Below are 14,985 nucleotides of genomic sequence, written 5' to 3' on the forward strand. Positions count from 1 at the left end.
GAGTGCGTATGACGGCCACGGCCACCGAGACCGGCACCGCCCTCCCGGGCCGCCATCCGCAGCGCTGGATCATTCTCGGCGTCATCTGCCTCGCCCAGCTCACGGTGCTGCTCGACAACACCGTCCTGAGCGTCGCCATCCCCTCCCTCACGCGGGAACTCGACGCCTCCACCGCCGACATCCAGTGGATGATCAACGCCTACTCACTCGTGCAGTCCGGCCTGCTGCTCACCGCGGGCAACGCGGCCGACCGCTACGGGCGCAAGAAGATGCTGGTGGCAGGGCTCGCGCTGTTCGGCATCGGCTCACTCACCGCCGGGCTCGCCCAGTCCTCCACCCAGCTGATCGCCGCACGCGCCGGTATGGGCGTCGGCGGTGCGCTGCTGATGACCACCACCCTCGCGGTGGTCGTGCAGATCTTCGACGACACCGAGCGCGTCAAGGCCATCGGCCTGTGGTCCACCGTCAACTCCCTCGGGTTCGCGGCCGGTCCGCTGATCGGTGGGGTCATGCTCGACCACTTCTGGTGGGGCGCGATCTTCCTGGTCAACATCCCCGTGGTGGCCATCGGTCTGTTCGCGGTCATCGCCCTCGTACCGGAGTCCAAGAACCCGCAGGGCGACCGGCCGGACCTGCTCGGCGCGCTGCTCTCCACGATCGGTATGACCGCCGTCGTGTACGCGATCATCTCCGGGCCCGAGCACGGCTGGACCTCGACGCAGGTCGTGGCATCGGCGGCGACCGGTGTCCTGGTGCTCGGCGTGTTCGTCCTGTGGGAACTGCGGATCCCGCACCCGATGCTGGACATGCACTTCTTCCGCAACCAGCGGTTCATCGGGGCGGTCGCGGGGGCGATCCTCGTCGCGTTCGGCATGGGCGGTTCGCTGTTCCTGCTCACCCAGCATCTGCAGTTCGTGCTCGGATACGGGCCGCTGGACGCGGGTCTGCGCACCGCTCCCCTGGCGCTCACCGTCGTCGCGCTCAATCTGACCGGCGTGGGAGCCCGGCTGCTGCCGAGGATCGGCACCCCGGGGACCATCGCCGTCGGTATGACCCTGGTGTCGGCCGGCCTCGCGTCGATCGCGCTCCTCGGTGCCGACGGGTACGGCGGGATGCTGCTCGGCCTGGTGACGATGGGCGCGGGAGTGGCGCTCTCCATGCCGGCGATGGCCAACGCGATCATGGGGGCCATCCCTCCGGAGAAGGCGGGCGTGGGCGCGGGGGTGAACGGCACGCTCGCCGAGTTCGGCAACGGCCTCGGCGTCGCCGTGCTCGGCGCGGTACTGAACTCCCGCTTCGCCGCACTCGTTCCCGCGGTGGCAGGCGCCGTCTCGCTGCCCGCCGCCCTCGCGGCGGCCGGGAGCCCGGCCGAGCGGGCCCGGATCTCGGACGCGTTCGCCTCCGGCCTGGAGACAAGCCAGCTGGTCGGCGCGGTGGCCGTGCTGGCCGGCGGTCTGCTGGCCGCGATGCTGCTGCGGCGGGCGGAGCGTGCAGACGAGGTGCGGGCGGCGGCATAGCATCGGGAGCGGGCGAGTCGAGGAGAGTGGCGCGATGGTGGGTGCGGCCGACCGCGCGAAGGGTCCTTCGCGGACCAGTGTGTGGCTGGAGGGCAAGCCGGCCGGCCGGCGCGCCGGCGGCAAACCGGCCCAGCCGACGGGCCTGGACCGCGAGAAGATCATCGCCGCGACGGTACGACTGCTGGACTCGGAGGGCGCGGCGAAGTTCTCGATGCGCCGGCTGGCCGCCGAGCTCGATGTCACCGCGATGTCCGTGTACTGGTACGTCGACACCAAGGACGACCTGCTGGAACTGGCGCTGGACGCGGTCTTCGGGGAAGTACGGCTGCCCGACGTCGGCGACGCGTCCGAGTGGCGCGGGCAGCTGCGCGCACTGGCGGTCGAGTACCGGGGGGTGCTGGTGCGCCACCCGTGGGTCTCGGCGCTGATCGGCACGTTCCTGAACATCGGCCCGCACTCGATGGGCTTCTCGCTGGCGGTCCAGGAGGTCATGCGCAACACGGGACTTCCGCCGCACGGCCAGATGGGCGGGCTGTCGGCGGTCTTCCAGTTCGTCTACGGCTTCGGCACGATCGAGGGCCATTTCATCCAGCGCTGCGCGGCGGCGGGCCTGAGCCAGGACGAGTACTTCCGCGAGGCGATGGGCTCGATCAGCGAACAGCCGGACTTCAGCCGGCATTTCGGAAACGCGGCGGAACTGATGAAGGCGCGGGGCGGGGAGACGGTGGCGGAGATGAGGGAGAGGGACTTCGACTTCGCGCTGGAGCTGTTGGTGGCGGGCATCGAAGCGATGGTGGCTCGCGCGGTGTGACGGAGCGGAGCGTGCGGCTGCGCACGCGTGCGGCTGACTCTGAGCCGGTCAGGGGGCTGCACCTTCAGCCTGCGGGCTCGTTGCGGGGCTCTGCCCCGGGCCCCGCGCCTCAATCGCCGGCGGGGCTTGGATGGCCCGGCTGATCACCCCATGCCCGCGGGGCTGGATTTGCCCGCACAGACCCGCGGGGCTGGAATGGCCCGGCTGATCATCCGCCCCGAGGCCGGATTGACCCGGTCCAGTCGAAGGGGCTAGGTGCTGCCAAGGGCGTTCACTTCAAGCCCGTCCGGCGATTGAGGACATGCCCGTAGGGCATGCGGGACAGTCCCGGGCGGGGGGTGGCTTCGTGGCGCGGGCTCGTTGCGGGGCTCTGCCCCGGACCCCGCGCCTCAATCGCTGGCGGGGCTTGGATGGCCCGGCTGATCACCCCATGCCCGCGGGGCTGGATTTGCCCGCACAGACCCGCGGGGCTGGAACGGCCCGCACAACCCGGCGAGGCTGGCTTGCTGAATGCGCGTCTGCCAGCCCGCGGCCCGCACAGCTCGGTGGGGCTGGAGCGCCCTCAGGAGCCGCTGAGGCGGGCCGGGAAGCCGCCCTTCGCGATCGGCCCCCACCGCCCCGGCGTCACCCGGATGATCGACTTCCCCTGCTTCAGCATCGCCTCCCGGTACTCCGCCCAGTCCGGATGCTCCCCCGAGATGTTGCGGAAGTACTCCACCAGCGGTTCCACCGAGTCCGGCGCGTCGATGACTTCCGCGTCGCCGTCGATCTGGACCCACGGCCCGTCCCAGTCGTCCGACAGGACGATCACACTCACCCGCGGATTCCGCTTCGCGTTGCGGGTTTTCGCGCGCTCGGGGTACGTCGACATCACGATCCGGCCCGAGTCGTCCACCCCGCACGTGAGCGGGGAGCCCTGCGGTGACCCGTCCGCACGGGCCGTCAGCAGGATCGCCCGGTGCCGGGGGCGTACGAACTCCAGCAACTCGTCCAGTTCCACCGTGGTGTTGGTGGCGATGTTGGGTGCCATGGGCCGCAGCCTAATCCTCGGGCGCCCTGTCCTTTGGGACCCGTTCCTCAGACGCCCGGCAGCGCGTCACCCTGGACCGCCTGGATCGCCAGCTCGATCTTGAGGGTCGTGCCGATCGCGGAGATCCCCGCCTGGACCACCTGGTTGTAGTTCATCGCGAAGTCCTCCCGGTGCAGCTCGGTGGTCGCCCGGAAGGCCGCCCGGACGCCTCCCCACGGATCGGGGCCGGTGCCGAGGTAGGCGAGGTCCAGGTCCACGTCCCGTACGACACCGTGCAGGGACAGCGCGCCGTGCACCGTCCAGCGGTCCGTGCCCGTCGGTGTCAGACCGTGGCTGCGGTAGACGATCTCCGGGTACTGCTCGACGTCCAGGAAGTCCGGCGAGCGCAGGTGCTTGTCGCGCAGGCCGTTGCCCGTGTCGATGGTGGCCGCCCGGATCACCGCCTCGACCCGCGAGGAGCCGAGGTCCGGCGCGATCGCGATCCGGCCGCCGAAGTCGGTGAACCGGCCGCTCACCGAGGAGATGCCGAGGTGCTGGGCGACCGCGCCCGCGGAGGAGTGGGCGGGGTCGATGGACCAGGTGCCCGGCGGTGGCAGTTCGGCGCCGCCCTGGCGGGCCAGTACGACCGTGCCGATCTCGGCGCGCCCGCTCGCGGTGACCATCGCGGTCGACGCGGTCGGCGCGTAACCGAGCGCCGTGACGACGACCGTGTAGCCGCCCGCGGACAGCGGGGCTGCCGAGCGCACCGCGCCGTCCGCGTCCGCCGTCTCCCGCAGCACCTGTGCGCCGGTCATGTCGGTGACCGTCACGACCGCGTGCTGGACGGCCCAGCCGTCCCGCGTCCGTACCTGTGCGCGAAGTCCCATCCCGTTTCTCTCCTTGCGAAAAATTGCCGGGGCGGCAGGCCGTCCCCAGCCTGCCGCCCCGGCCCCGGGCGCGCGCTTCCGCTACAGAGCGCAGCTGCCCGGGGGTCCGAACTACTCGCCCGGGTGGGCGAGTTCGATGTCGTGGCCGTCGACCCCGCCGCCGGCCACGCTCAGCGCTCCGGCCACCGGCGGATAGCCGGTCGCGATGACCGTGTACTCCCCCGCGTCCAGGTCGGCGAAGGCGTACGCCCCGTCGTCCCCGGTCGTCGAGGTGGCGGCCACGTTGCCGGCGGCGTCGACCAGGGTGACCCGTGCGTCGGCCAGCGGCCGGCGGTCCGGGCCGCCGCGGACGGTTCCGCGGACGAGCGCCCCTGCCTGGAGGACGGCCTCGACCCGGGTCACGCCCTGGCCGCCGATCTCCACGGGGAGGGCCAGCGGCCGGAAGCCGGTGGCGTTCACGGCGACGGTCACCGCACCCGGTACGAGCTCCGCGAAGGCGAAGTCGCCCTGCACGGTGGTCTTTCCGGTGCCCAGCACATCGCCGCGGACGTCCGTGACGATGACCATCGCGCCGTCGACCGGCAGGCCGCTGTCGGCGGCCCGCACGATGCCGGCGAGTCCGCTCGTGCCCGAGAGCAGGATGTCGAACGCCACCGGGTCGTCACCGACGACCACCGTGGAGGCCTGCGGCTGGAAGCCGTCGGCGGAGGCGATCAGGACGTACGAACCGGCGCCGGGAGCGTCCAGTGCGTAGCTGCCGTCGTGCTGGGAGACCGAGCGGCCGAGCTGGCGGCCGGCCGGCGAGATCAGGGTGACGGCTGCCTGCGGCACCGCCGCACCCTCGTTGCCGCGCACCACACCGTGCACGGACGGGCCGACCGGGGCGGCGACGACCGCGACCGGGGCGTCGGCCGCCAGGGACAGGGCGGCAGCGGGTGCGCCGACCGATGCCTCCACGGACGCCGCGGGCGCCGGGGACATCGCCGGCTCGGAGGACTCCGACGACGCGTGGCTCTTCAGTGCGACCTCCTTGATGAACAGGGTCACGAGGAAGGCCAGCAGGGCGAAGGGCGCCGAGAACAGGAAGATGTCGGCGATGCCGTGTCCGTACGCGGTCTCCATCACCGTACGGATCGGGCCGGGCAGCGTGTCCAGGTCGGGGATGCCCCCGCCGGCCGTGCCGCCGTGGCCCAGCGCCGCGCCCTGCGGACCGAGTTCGGCGAGTCCGTCCTTGACGTAGTGCGTGACCCGGTTGGCGAGCACCGCGCCCAGCGCGGAGACGCCGATCGCACCGCCCAGCGAGCGGAAGAAGGTGACGACGGAGGAGGCGGAGCCGAGGTCCTCGGGCGCGACCTGGTTCTGCGTGCAGAGCACCAGGTTCTGCATCATCATGCCGAGACCGAGGCCCATGACGGCCATGAAGATCGCGATGTGCCAGTACTCCGTGTCGTACCGGATCGTGCCGAGCAGACCGAGGCCGCCGGTCACGAGCACACCGCCGCCGACCAGCCAGGCCTTCCAGCGGCCCGTCTTGGTGATGACCTGGCCCGAGACCGTGGAGGAGACGAACAGACCGGCGATCATCGGAATGGTCATCACGCCGGACATCGTCGGCGACTTGTCGCGTGCCAGTTGGAAGTACTGGCTGAAGAACACGGTGCCGGCGAACATCGCGACACCGACGAAGAGCGAGGCCAGCGAGGCCAGCGTGATCGTGCGGTTGCGGAACAGCCGCAGCGGGATGATCGGCTCGCTCGCCCTGGACTCGATGAGCAGGAAGAGCAGCCCGAGGGCGATCGAGCCGCCGACCATGGCGTAGGTCTGCCATGAGATCCAGTCGTACTTGTCACCGGCGAAGGTCACCCAGACCAGCAGCAGCGAGACCGCGGCGCTGATGAAGAGGGCACCCGCCCAGTCGACCTTGACCTGGCGCTTCACGACCGGCAGCTTCAGCGTCTTCTGGAGCACGATCAGCGCGATGATCGCGAAGGGCACACCGACGTAGAAGCACCAGCGCCAGCCGAGCCACTCGGTGTCGGTGATGATGCCGCCGAGCAGAGGACCGCCGACGGTTGCGACAGCGAACGTCGCGCCGAGGTAACCGCTGTACCGGCCCCGCTCACGCGGGGCGATCATGGCGGCCATGATGATCTGCGCGAGTGCCGTCAGGCCACCGACGCCGATGCCCTGCACGACGCGGCACGCGATGAGCATGCTGGTGTTCTGCGAGAGGCCGGCGACCACCGAGCCCGCCATGTAGATGACGAGCGCTATCTGGACCAGCAGCTTCTTGCTGAAGAGGTCCGCGAGCTTGCCCCACAGCGGGGTGGTCGCGGTCATCGACAGCAGTGCGGCCGTGACCACCCAGGTGTAGGCGCTCTGGCCGCCGCCGAGGTCCGTGATGATCTCGGGCAGGGCGTTGGAGACGATGGTGGACGACAGGATGGCGACGAACATGCCGAGCAGCAGCCCGGACAGCGCTTCCATGATCTGCCGGTGGGTCATCGGCGTGCCGTCGCCGGCGGGTTGAGCGCCGTGCTTGGCGTGGCCGCCCCGCACACCGGACGGTGTGGTCGTAGCCATGAAGTTCCTTTTCTTACGTCTTGTCACACGGATGTACGGGAGTGCGGCTCGTCGTGGTGGCGCGCCCGGCAGTCTCCGAAGGAGTCGCGCAGGCGCGCCAGCATCACGATCAGCTGTCCGACGTCGTCGTCGGACCAGTCCTCGAGGTTGTGGGCGAACATGTCCGTCGTCCGCCGGGCGAGCTCGTCGAGCATGTCCAGCCCCGCGGGGGTCAGCCGGAGGATGCGGGAGCGCCGGTCGCCCGGGTCGGGGGAGCGCTCGATCCATCCGCGTTCCGCCGCATGGGCCACATGCCGGCTGGTCACCGACATGTCGACGGCCAGCAGCTCGGCCAGCCGGCTCATCCGCATCTCGCCGTGCCGGTCCAGCAGGGTCAGTACGGCGGCCGTGCCGGACGGGCACTCGGCGGGGAGCATCCGTGCCAGTCCGCGCTTGATCGCGCCGATGGCACTGAGCTGCCGGGCCAGTTCCGCGTACTGACTCTGTGCGGCCATGGCCGTACCCCTCCCGACATCTTGTTGCTTAGGGCAACCATAGAAGTTATTGGTTGCTGAAGGCAAACGAAAGCGGGGCTTGCAGTAGTAAAGGAACTCAAAAGGCTTCGCATGCGCCCGGTCATGGCGCACCCGGGGAGCGGTCCGTCGCTCGCCCGGGGTTGGGCAGGACACCTGCGTTCGCTAGGGTCCTGCCCCATGGCACACAACCCCCACGCTCCCCAAGGTCAGGGCCCCGAGGGCAACTACGACCCGGCGGGCAGCACCCAGATGTTCCGCGCGTTCGTCGACGAGGGCGCGCCGCAGACCCGGCAGCCGGCGGCCACCGCCCAGTCCGGTTCGCGCGTCGGGCTCATCGTCGGCGTCATCGCCGCCGTCGTGATCCTCGGCGCGGTGGCCTGGCTCGCCCTGGGCTGACCCGCCCGCTTCCTCACGTCACCGAAGACGTCGGGGAAACGTACGAGGCACCTCACCGGGTACGTCACCGCGGCCGCGCGTCCGTCAGGTCCAGGTGGCGGTGACGTCCTGGGTCTCGATGTGCATGCCCAGCGGCACCCGCCAGGCGTCCACACACACGGTGTACGCCTGTGTGCGCGCCGCCCCCGCGGCGATCGGCGCGGGCAGGGGCTGAGCGGACCGGACGGTCGCCCAGTCGATGCCGAGCGCGCCGATGATGTGCGTGGCGAAGGTGACCGTGCCCGAAGCCACCGGCGACCGGCCGGTGTTGCGGAACGTCACGGTGACCTGCTCGCACCAGCGGCGGTCGAGTGCCGCGCGCACCGGTTCGCCGACGCTGAGCACGGCGGGTCCCGGCGGGGGCTCCGGTGTGGGCTTCGAGGGTGGTTCGGCGGGCGGTGTGCCGGGCCGGCCGGGTGTGTCCGTGCCGCCGGATCCTCCCGAAGCGCCCGGTCCGCCCGAGGCGCTCCCGCCCGGACTGCCGGAGGCCGGACCTCCAGCACCCGGAGTACCTGTGCCGCCCGCCGAAGCGCTGGAGCTTCCGGGGCCATCTCCCGTACCGCCCGCGCCACTTCCGTCGCCGCCCGCGGACGGCGTACCGGACGGCTGCCCGCCCTTCGGCGGTGTCGCGCCCGGTGGCTCACCGGGCCCGGTGGTCCCGTCCAGCGGTACCAGGATCACGTCACCCTTCGGCGGAACCGCGGCCGTGGGCCCTCTCTCGGGCCCCGAACCCGCGGCACCGACCGCCGCGTATCCGTCGTCGCCGCCGCTGCCGCACGCTGTCAGCGTGCCGCCGAGGCAGAGCGCCACCGCCACGAGAGCCGTTCTGGGACGTCGTCGCATCGCGTCAGTGTGTCTGACGGACCGTCAATAAGGAACCCGGCCGCGGCCGCCGGATCGGCGACCGGGCCGGGCCGGCGGACGTCAGTCGGAGATCAGTCCCTCCCGCAGCTGCGCGAGCGTGCGGGTCAGCAGCCGGGAGACGTGCATCTGCGAGATGCCGACCTCCTCGCCGATCTGGGACTGCGTCATGTTCGCGAAGAACCGCAGCATGATGATCTGCCGCTCCCGGGGCGGGAGTTTGGCCAGCAGCGGCTTCAGGGACTCGCGGTACTCCACGCCCTCGAGCGCCGAGTCCTCGTACCCCAGACGGTCCGCCAGCGAGCCCTCGCCGCCGTCGTCCTCGGGGGACGGCGAGTCCAGCGAGGACGCCGTGTAGGCGTTTCCGACGGCCAGGCCGTCGACCACGTCCTCCTCGGAGACCCCGAGCACGGCCGCGAGTTCGGGCACGGTCGGGGAGCGGTCCAGCTTCTGCGCCAGCTCGTCGCTCGCCTTGGTGAGCGCGAGCCGCAGCTCCTGGAGCCGGCGCGGCACCCGCACCGACCACGAGGTGTCGCGGAAGAAGCGCTTGATCTCGCCGACGACCGTCGGCATGGCGAACGTCGGGAACTCCACGCCTCGTTCGCAGTCGAAGCGGTCGATCGCCTTGATCAGACCGATGGTCCCGACCTGGACGATGTCCTCCATCGGTTCGTTGCGGGAGCGGAACCGCGCCGCCGCGTAACGCACCAGGGGGAGATTGAGCTCGATGAGGGTGTCGCGCACATAGGTGCGCTCCGGGGTGTCGCCCGCGCCCTCGGCGTTCTGCGCGTCGAGTGCGCGCAGCCGCAGAAACAGGGAGCGGGACAGAGTGCGAGTGTCGATGGCCTCCGAGCTGTCAGGCGTGACAGGTGCGGGAGCGCTCTTTGTGAGCGTAAGCACCTTCGAGCTGCCCTGTTCTGCGGACATGCCACCCCCTTGAGGTCGCGGACGGTCGCGGTGGCCGCGACCAACGGAGGAACGCAGCTTCCCCTGAAATACCGGCGGCGAGGCTGCGGCAAACGCGTCTCCGGCAGAATGTCACATGTCGGCAACACGCTGTAGTGACATGTCGACAAGTAATGGGCCAAACTCCGCAGGCGGCAGGGGGTGTACGGATGTGGGCCCGATGAAAAGCGTCCGACCGGGGTATACCCGTTCCGGCTACGCCTCGATCCTGTTTGCGGATCGCAATCGGGCGAAGCTGCGCGCCAGAAGTCTTGACACATGCATCTGGGAGACTCCCAGCTCCTGGCTGATCTGTGACTGCGTCAGATTGCTGTAGTACCGCAGCATCAGGATGCGCTGTTCCCGTTCGGGCAGTTGTACGAGCAGATGCCGTACGAGATCCCGGTGTTCGACGCCCGCGAGGGCGGGGTCCTCGTAACCGAGCCGGTCCAGCAGGCCGGGCAGCCCGTCACCCTCCTGCGCCGCCTCCAGCGAGGTCGCGTGGTACGAACGGCCGGCCTCGATGCATGCCAGCACCTCGTCCTCGCCGATCTTCAGCCGCTCGGCGATCTCGGCGGTCGTCGGGGAGCGGCCGTGAGCGGTCGTCAGGTCCTCGGTGGCGCCGTTGACCTGGACCCACAGCTCGTGCAGCCGCCGCGGCACATGGACGGTCCGTACGTTGTCGCGGAAGTAACGTTTGATCTCGCCGACCACCGTGGGCATCGCGAAGGTCGGGAACTGCACTCCGCGGTCCGGGTCGAAGCGGTCGATGGCGTTGATGAGGCCGATCGTGCCGACCTGGACGACGTCCTCCATCGGCTCGTTGCGGGAGCGGAAGCGGGCGGCGGCGTAGCGCACCAGCGGGAGGTTCGCCTCGATCAGCGCCCCACGCACCCGGGAGTGTTCCGGGGTGCCGGGCTCCAGGTCCTTGAGCTCACCGAAGAGCACCTGTGTCAGGGCCCTGGTGTCGGCGCCCCTGCTCTGTGGCCGCGCGGTGGCGGGCGGGTCGTCCGGCCGCTCGTTCTGGGGCAACACCTGAGGCGCAGTACTGGCCGGCACGGTCACGCCACCCCTTTGCGGTCAACTACGGTCAACTCATCCGTCAAAAGCGGTCATAGCATCACAAGACATGTCCACTGTGTGCAAGCACCCGAAAACACCGTGTTGACGGCAAGTTGTGATCTAAACCTCAAAAACCCCCCGCCCAGCGGGCGGAGGGCCGGAGAAGCAGGTGGTTCAGAACTCGTAGTCGGCGATCACCCAGGTGGCGAACTCACGCCACTGTCCGGCGGCAGCCTGATGGGCCGGATGCTCGATGTACCGCTTCAGCGCATCGCCGTCGGCGACGGCGGAGTTGATGGCGAAGTCATAGGCGATCGGCCGGTCGGTGATGTTCCAGCCGCACTCCCAGAACTCCAGCTCGGGCACGAGCCCGTCCACCTCCCGGAAGGCCTGCGCGCCGGCGATCACCCGGGGCTCGTCGCGCCCCACTCCTTCGTTGAGCTTGAACAGGACCAGATGGCGGATCAAGGGGTGCTCCCAGCGTCGGTCGTTCGGACCACCGACAGACCCCGGGGCCTGTCGTTCGGATCAGCGACAGACCCTAATTGACGAGCTCGGTCATGAAGTCCCCGACGCCCTGCGCGGCGGTCGAAATACCCTCGAACCCTATCTGGACCAGGTCGGCGGCCTTCTCCGGAGACGTGATGATCGTGTAGAGCACGAAGACGACGACGACATAGACAGCGATCTTCTTCGTCTGCACCATCAGCCCTTGCTCCCTGCGTCCCCTGGCCCCTGTGCCTCCCCCGTTCGTGGAGTCGCGTGAGTCTAACCGAGCCTTTCCGGACCAAGAACCCGGTGATCGTGGCCGGTTGCCGACGGGGTCCCGGGCCCGCGGGACAGGTCCGTACGAGTGGTCCCGGAACAGACGAAAGGGCCCGGCTCGATGAGCCGGACCCTTTGCCGAGAGCGGTAGCGGAGGGATTTGAACCCTCGGTGAGTTTCCCCACACTCGCTTTCGAGGCGAGCTCCTTCGGCCGCTCGGACACGCTACCGGGAGAGAGCTTAGCCCAAGGTGGGCCGTGCTCCGAAATCGGTATCCGGATCCGTGCTCAGCGCTCGCGGAAGAAGGCCGTCAGGAGCGCCGCGCACTCCTGCTCGAGCACGCCGAGCACCACCTCGGGCCGGTGGTTGAGCCGTCTGTCCCGTACGACGTCCCACAGCGAACCCGCGGCGCCCGCCTTCTCGTCGCGGGCGCCGTAGACCACACGGTCCACCCGGGACTGCACGATCGCGCCCGCGCACATGGTGCACGGCTCCAGCGTCACGACCAGCGTGCAGCCGGTCAGCCGCCAGCTGCCGAGGCGCTCGGCGGCCCTGCGGATCGCCAGGACCTCGGCATGGGCCGTCGGGTCGCCCGTCAGCTCGCGTTCGTTGTGCCCGGCGGAGAGCACCGTGCCGTCCTCGCCCAGCACGAGGGCGCCGACCGGCACATCGCCGGACAGCGCCGCACGCTCCGCCTCCGCCAGGGCGGCGCGCATCGGCGCCTCCCACGGTCCGCGTACCGGGTCCGAGCCTGTCGGTACGCGATCGGGTCCCGCTCCCGTCACTAGCGAACGGTCTCCAGAACCTCGGCCGCGCCCAGCGACTCGGCGATCTCCGGCAGTGCCTCCGTATCCAGTGCCAGCAGCTCCTTCTCCGACAGACCGAGGTCCGTCAGGATGTCGCGGTCACCGACCGGTCCCGCGGGCACGGTGTCGAGCGCGGCGATGGGGTCGACGGCTTCCTCGTCGTCGTCCTCGTCCGCCTCGCCGTCCTCGGTGCCGTCGAGGTCCAGGGTGTCCAGATCGTCGGCCGGGTCATCATCGTCCCCGCCGAGCAATTCGTTGGTGAGGATCTCCCCGTAGGAGGAGCGCGCGGCGGCGGCGGCGTCCGAGACGAAGATACGAGGATCCTCCTCGCCCTCCACCCGGACGATGCCGAACCAGGCGTCCTCCTGCTCGATGAAGACGAGCACCGTGTCCTCGTCCACCGAGGCCTCACGTGCCAGGTCGGTCAGATCCGACAGCGTCTCCACATCGTCGAGCTCTGTGTCGCTCGCTTCCCACCCGTCATGAGTGCGCGCGAGCAGTGCGGCGAAGTACACCGTGACTCTCCCACTGATCAGAGGTGTGACGACCGGCGGTGCGCTGAGCGTGCCCCGCCCTCTCGGAATCGTGGCAGAAAGCGGGCCATTGCGAGAGGTCTTCCGTCGTTGCGTCGGCCATCAGTTCTCACAGGCACCGTTTGCGTGGGCCCGTCACCAGCGGAACGTGCGCATGCGCATCTGCTGACGCATCCGTGCCGCACGGGCCCGGCGCGGCTGCACACGGTCGCGCAGCGCCTTGGCCTCGTGGAGCTCGCGGAGGAACTGGGCGCGCCGCCTCCTGCGCGCCGCCTCGCTCTCGCTCTCGCTCCCTATGTCGTGCTGCTCACCCTCGGGCTCAGGCATCGCCCACACACCACCCCACGGCTTGATCCGTCTTCCCCTCGGCCCCGGGGCCTGGGGGGATCTCCTCCACCTTCCCTCCGGAACCTGCCTTGATGCGAGCGCGGGCTACTGTTGACGCCATGCGGATCCACGTCGTCGACCACCCCCTGGTGGCGCACAAACTCACCACGCTGCGCGACAGGCGCACCGACTCCCCGACCTTCCGGCGTCTCGCCGACGAGCTGGTCACCCTGCTCGCGTACGAGGCGACCCGGGACGTGCGCACCGAGCAGGTGGACATCGTGACCCCGGTGACCGGGACGACGGGCGTCAAGCTCTCGCACCCGCGCCCGCTGGTCGTGCCGATCCTGCGGGCCGGCCTCGGCATGCTGGACGGCATGGTGCGCCTGCTGCCGACCGCCGAAGTGGGCTTCCTCGGGATGATCCGCAACGAGGAGACGCTGGAGGCGTCGACGTACGCGACCCGGATGCCCGAGGACCTCTCGGGCCGGCAGGTCTACGTCCTCGACCCGATGCTGGCCACCGGCGGCACGCTGGTCGCGGCGATCCGCGAGCTGATCAAGCGCGGCGCGGACGATGTGACGGCGGTCGTGCTGCTGGCGGCGCCCGAGGGTGTCGAGATGATGGAGCGCGAGCTCGCCGGCACCCCGGTCACCGTCGTCACGGCGTCCGTGGACGAGCGCCTGAACGAGCACGGCTACATCGTCCCGGGCCTCGGCGACGCGGGCGACCGCATGTACGGCACGGTCGACTAGGAACTGATCCGAGCGATCTCGGCCGCCGGGACGACCGTGTCCCGGCGGCCTTGTCGTGCGGTGGCGCCTCGGTGCGGGGAGTGGCCTCTCAGCACTTCCCGGCGGGAGCGGGTGCGGGCTTCGCGAGCACCGTCAGCGCCTGGTCCGCGTCCGGCTTGGCCGTGAGCGCCGTGAAGCGCGTACCGAGAATCAGGTCCACGTCCGCCGTCTTGCGTGCGTCCGTCTTGGTCGTCGCACCCCTCAGCTGGGTGCCGAGGACCGAGAACGGACCCTTCGACGCCGTCGGCGCGCCGAGCAGTATCCCGATGCCCGGAACCTTCTTGTCGTAGGCGGCCGGCGCGTTGCCCACCTTGCCGATGGCAAAGCCGCGTTTCTTGAGTTCGTCGGCCGCCGCCTTGGCCAGACCGGACCGCGGAGTGGCGTTGTAGACGTTCACCGTGATCTGTCCCGGCCTGAGGGCCACGGGAGCCGCCGCGGAGGTCTTCGCAGCCGGTTGGCAGTTCGCCTTGTGGCTCGCCGACGTCTTCTTCCCGTCACTGGTGAAGACGTCGATGAGCTGCAGCGTTCCCCACCCGGCCAGCCCGAGGGCGACGACCGCGGCAACGACTGCCGTGACGATCCTGCGGCGATTGCGGGGGCGTCGCATGCGGGGGTACTTGTCGCCCGTGATGCGGTACTTTCCGCCCATGCCGGGGGGAGTGAGCATGCTCATGGGCGCAGCGTAGTGCGACCCGGAGTCCATGCCTACTAAACGATCAACCGATTGCGTCCGTACGGACTTCGAAAGAGCCCGAAAGGGTCAGTGGCCGACCTCTCGGCGAGCGCCTCGCGGCGAGTTGTGCGGGTCAGCCGAGTTCGAGGACGCGGGCGTGCAGCACCTGGCGCTGCTGGAGCGCGGCGCGTACGGCGCGGTGCAGGCCGTCCTCGAGATAGAGGTCGCCCTGCCACTTCACGACATGCGCGAAGAGGTCGCCGTAGAAGGTCGAGTCCTCGGCCAGCAGCGTTTCCAGATCGAGCTGACCCTTGGTCGTCACGAGCTGATCGAGGCGGACCGGGCGCGGCGCGACATCCGCCCACTGCCGGGTGCTTTCCCGGCCGTGGTCGGGATACGGCCGCCCGTTACCGATGCGCTTGAAGATCACACGGAAAGCCTACCGGGCAAGCGGCTCCGGGC

The 14,985-nt window shown here is 70.1% G+C and carries 18 protein-coding genes and 1 tRNA gene; 4 read left to right on the forward strand and 15 right to left on the reverse strand.

Going from position 1 to position 14,985, the window contains the following annotated elements:
• Positions 1 to 8 precede the first annotated feature (8 nt).
• Together RPQ07_RS19305 and RPQ07_RS19310 are read left to right on the forward strand one after the other, a co-directional pair.
• Positions 9 to 1,517 carry an MFS transporter gene (locus RPQ07_RS19305; RefSeq protein WP_313945416.1) on the forward strand — a complete coding sequence of 503 codons (1,509 nt, stop codon included), beginning with the start codon at positions 9 to 11 and terminating at the stop codon, positions 1,515 to 1,517.
• 34 nt (positions 1,518 to 1,551) lie between these two features.
• Positions 1,552 to 2,328 (forward strand): TetR/AcrR family transcriptional regulator, encoded by a 777-nt coding sequence (locus RPQ07_RS19310; protein ID WP_313945417.1) that lies wholly within the window; start codon positions 1,552 to 1,554, stop codon positions 2,326 to 2,328.
• Between the two features lie 562 nt (positions 2,329 to 2,890).
• Here RPQ07_RS19310 and RPQ07_RS19315 read toward each other — a convergent pair.
• The 4 genes from RPQ07_RS19315 to RPQ07_RS19330 form a co-directional block, all read right to left on the reverse strand.
• Positions 2,891 to 3,358 carry a PPOX class F420-dependent oxidoreductase gene (locus tag RPQ07_RS19315; RefSeq protein ID WP_313945418.1) on the reverse strand — a complete coding sequence of 156 codons (468 nt, stop codon included), beginning with the start codon at positions 3,356 to 3,358 and terminating at the stop codon, positions 2,891 to 2,893.
• A 47-nt stretch (positions 3,359 to 3,405) separates the two neighbouring features.
• On the reverse strand, positions 3,406 to 4,224 hold the full coding sequence (locus RPQ07_RS19320; RefSeq protein WP_313945419.1) for a YceI family protein: 819 nt from the start codon (positions 4,222 to 4,224) through the stop codon (positions 3,406 to 3,408).
• 111 nt (positions 4,225 to 4,335) lie between these two features.
• Positions 4,336 to 6,807: an MFS transporter gene (locus tag RPQ07_RS19325; protein ID WP_313945420.1), complete on the reverse strand. Its 2,472-nt coding sequence runs from the start codon at positions 6,805 to 6,807 to the stop codon at positions 4,336 to 4,338.
• A 23-nt stretch (positions 6,808 to 6,830) separates the two neighbouring features.
• Positions 6,831 to 7,301: a MarR family winged helix-turn-helix transcriptional regulator gene (locus RPQ07_RS19330; protein WP_313945421.1), complete on the reverse strand. Its 471-nt coding sequence runs from the start codon at positions 7,299 to 7,301 to the stop codon at positions 6,831 to 6,833.
• 198 nt (positions 7,302 to 7,499) lie between these two features.
• Here RPQ07_RS19330 and RPQ07_RS19335 point away from each other — a divergent pair, with 198 nt between their 5' ends.
• The gene (locus RPQ07_RS19335; RefSeq protein ID WP_313945422.1) at positions 7,500 to 7,718 is read left to right on the forward strand and encodes a hypothetical protein; all 219 of its coding nucleotides are present in this window, start codon (positions 7,500 to 7,502) and stop codon (positions 7,716 to 7,718) included.
• A gap of 84 nt (positions 7,719 to 7,802) precedes the next feature.
• Here the strand turns inward: RPQ07_RS19335 and RPQ07_RS19340 are convergent, their stop codons facing one another.
• From RPQ07_RS19340 to RPQ07_RS19380, 9 genes are all read right to left on the reverse strand, one after another.
• Positions 7,803 to 8,600, reverse strand: coding sequence for a hypothetical protein (locus RPQ07_RS19340; RefSeq protein WP_313945423.1), 798 nt, complete (start codon positions 8,598 to 8,600; stop codon positions 7,803 to 7,805).
• 81 nt (positions 8,601 to 8,681) lie between these two features.
• Entirely contained in the window at positions 8,682 to 9,545 is an 864-nt protein-coding gene (locus RPQ07_RS19345) for an RNA polymerase sigma factor SigF (RefSeq protein WP_313945424.1), read from the reverse strand.
• A gap of 234 nt (positions 9,546 to 9,779) precedes the next feature.
• The gene (locus tag RPQ07_RS19350; RefSeq protein ID WP_313945425.1) at positions 9,780 to 10,622 is read right to left on the reverse strand and encodes an RNA polymerase sigma factor SigF; all 843 of its coding nucleotides are present in this window, start codon (positions 10,620 to 10,622) and stop codon (positions 9,780 to 9,782) included.
• Positions 10,623 to 10,799: 177 nt separating this feature from the next.
• Positions 10,800 to 11,093: a Dabb family protein gene (locus RPQ07_RS19355; protein ID WP_313945426.1), complete on the reverse strand. Its 294-nt coding sequence runs from the start codon at positions 11,091 to 11,093 to the stop codon at positions 10,800 to 10,802.
• 73 nt (positions 11,094 to 11,166) lie between these two features.
• Positions 11,167 to 11,331 (reverse strand): hypothetical protein, encoded by a 165-nt coding sequence (locus tag RPQ07_RS19360; protein WP_313945427.1) that lies wholly within the window; start codon positions 11,329 to 11,331, stop codon positions 11,167 to 11,169.
• 204 nt (positions 11,332 to 11,535) lie between these two features.
• A tRNA-Ser gene (locus RPQ07_RS19365) sits at positions 11,536 to 11,620 on the reverse strand.
• 57 nt (positions 11,621 to 11,677) lie between these two features.
• Positions 11,678 to 12,106 carry a tRNA adenosine(34) deaminase TadA gene (tadA, locus tag RPQ07_RS19370; protein ID WP_313945428.1) on the reverse strand — a complete coding sequence of 143 codons (429 nt, stop codon included), beginning with the start codon at positions 12,104 to 12,106 and terminating at the stop codon, positions 11,678 to 11,680.
• A 68-nt stretch (positions 12,107 to 12,174) separates the two neighbouring features.
• The gene (locus tag RPQ07_RS19375; protein WP_313945429.1) at positions 12,175 to 12,711 is read right to left on the reverse strand and encodes a hypothetical protein; all 537 of its coding nucleotides are present in this window, start codon (positions 12,709 to 12,711) and stop codon (positions 12,175 to 12,177) included.
• A gap of 153 nt (positions 12,712 to 12,864) precedes the next feature.
• Positions 12,865 to 13,056, reverse strand: coding sequence for a hypothetical protein (locus RPQ07_RS19380; RefSeq protein ID WP_313945430.1), 192 nt, complete (start codon positions 13,054 to 13,056; stop codon positions 12,865 to 12,867).
• 119 nt (positions 13,057 to 13,175) lie between these two features.
• Here RPQ07_RS19380 and upp point away from each other — a divergent pair, with 119 nt between their 5' ends.
• On the forward strand, positions 13,176 to 13,811 hold the full coding sequence (gene upp, locus RPQ07_RS19385; protein WP_313945431.1) for a uracil phosphoribosyltransferase: 636 nt from the start codon (positions 13,176 to 13,178) through the stop codon (positions 13,809 to 13,811).
• A gap of 88 nt (positions 13,812 to 13,899) precedes the next feature.
• Here the strand turns inward: upp and RPQ07_RS19390 are convergent, their stop codons facing one another.
• Positions 13,900 to 14,523, reverse strand: a complete 624-nt coding sequence (locus RPQ07_RS19390; RefSeq protein WP_313945432.1) for a LytR C-terminal domain-containing protein — start codon at positions 14,521 to 14,523, stop codon at positions 13,900 to 13,902.
• Between the two features lie 133 nt (positions 14,524 to 14,656).
• Positions 14,657 to 14,953, reverse strand: a complete 297-nt coding sequence (locus RPQ07_RS19395) for a type II toxin-antitoxin system VapB family antitoxin (RefSeq protein WP_003955420.1) — start codon at positions 14,951 to 14,953, stop codon at positions 14,657 to 14,659.
• Positions 14,954 to 14,985 lie beyond the last annotated feature (32 nt).

The organism is Streptomyces sp. AM8-1-1, assembly GCF_032229325.1.
Lineage (GTDB): Bacteria > Actinomycetota > Actinomycetes > Streptomycetales > Streptomycetaceae > Streptomyces > Streptomyces achmelvichensis.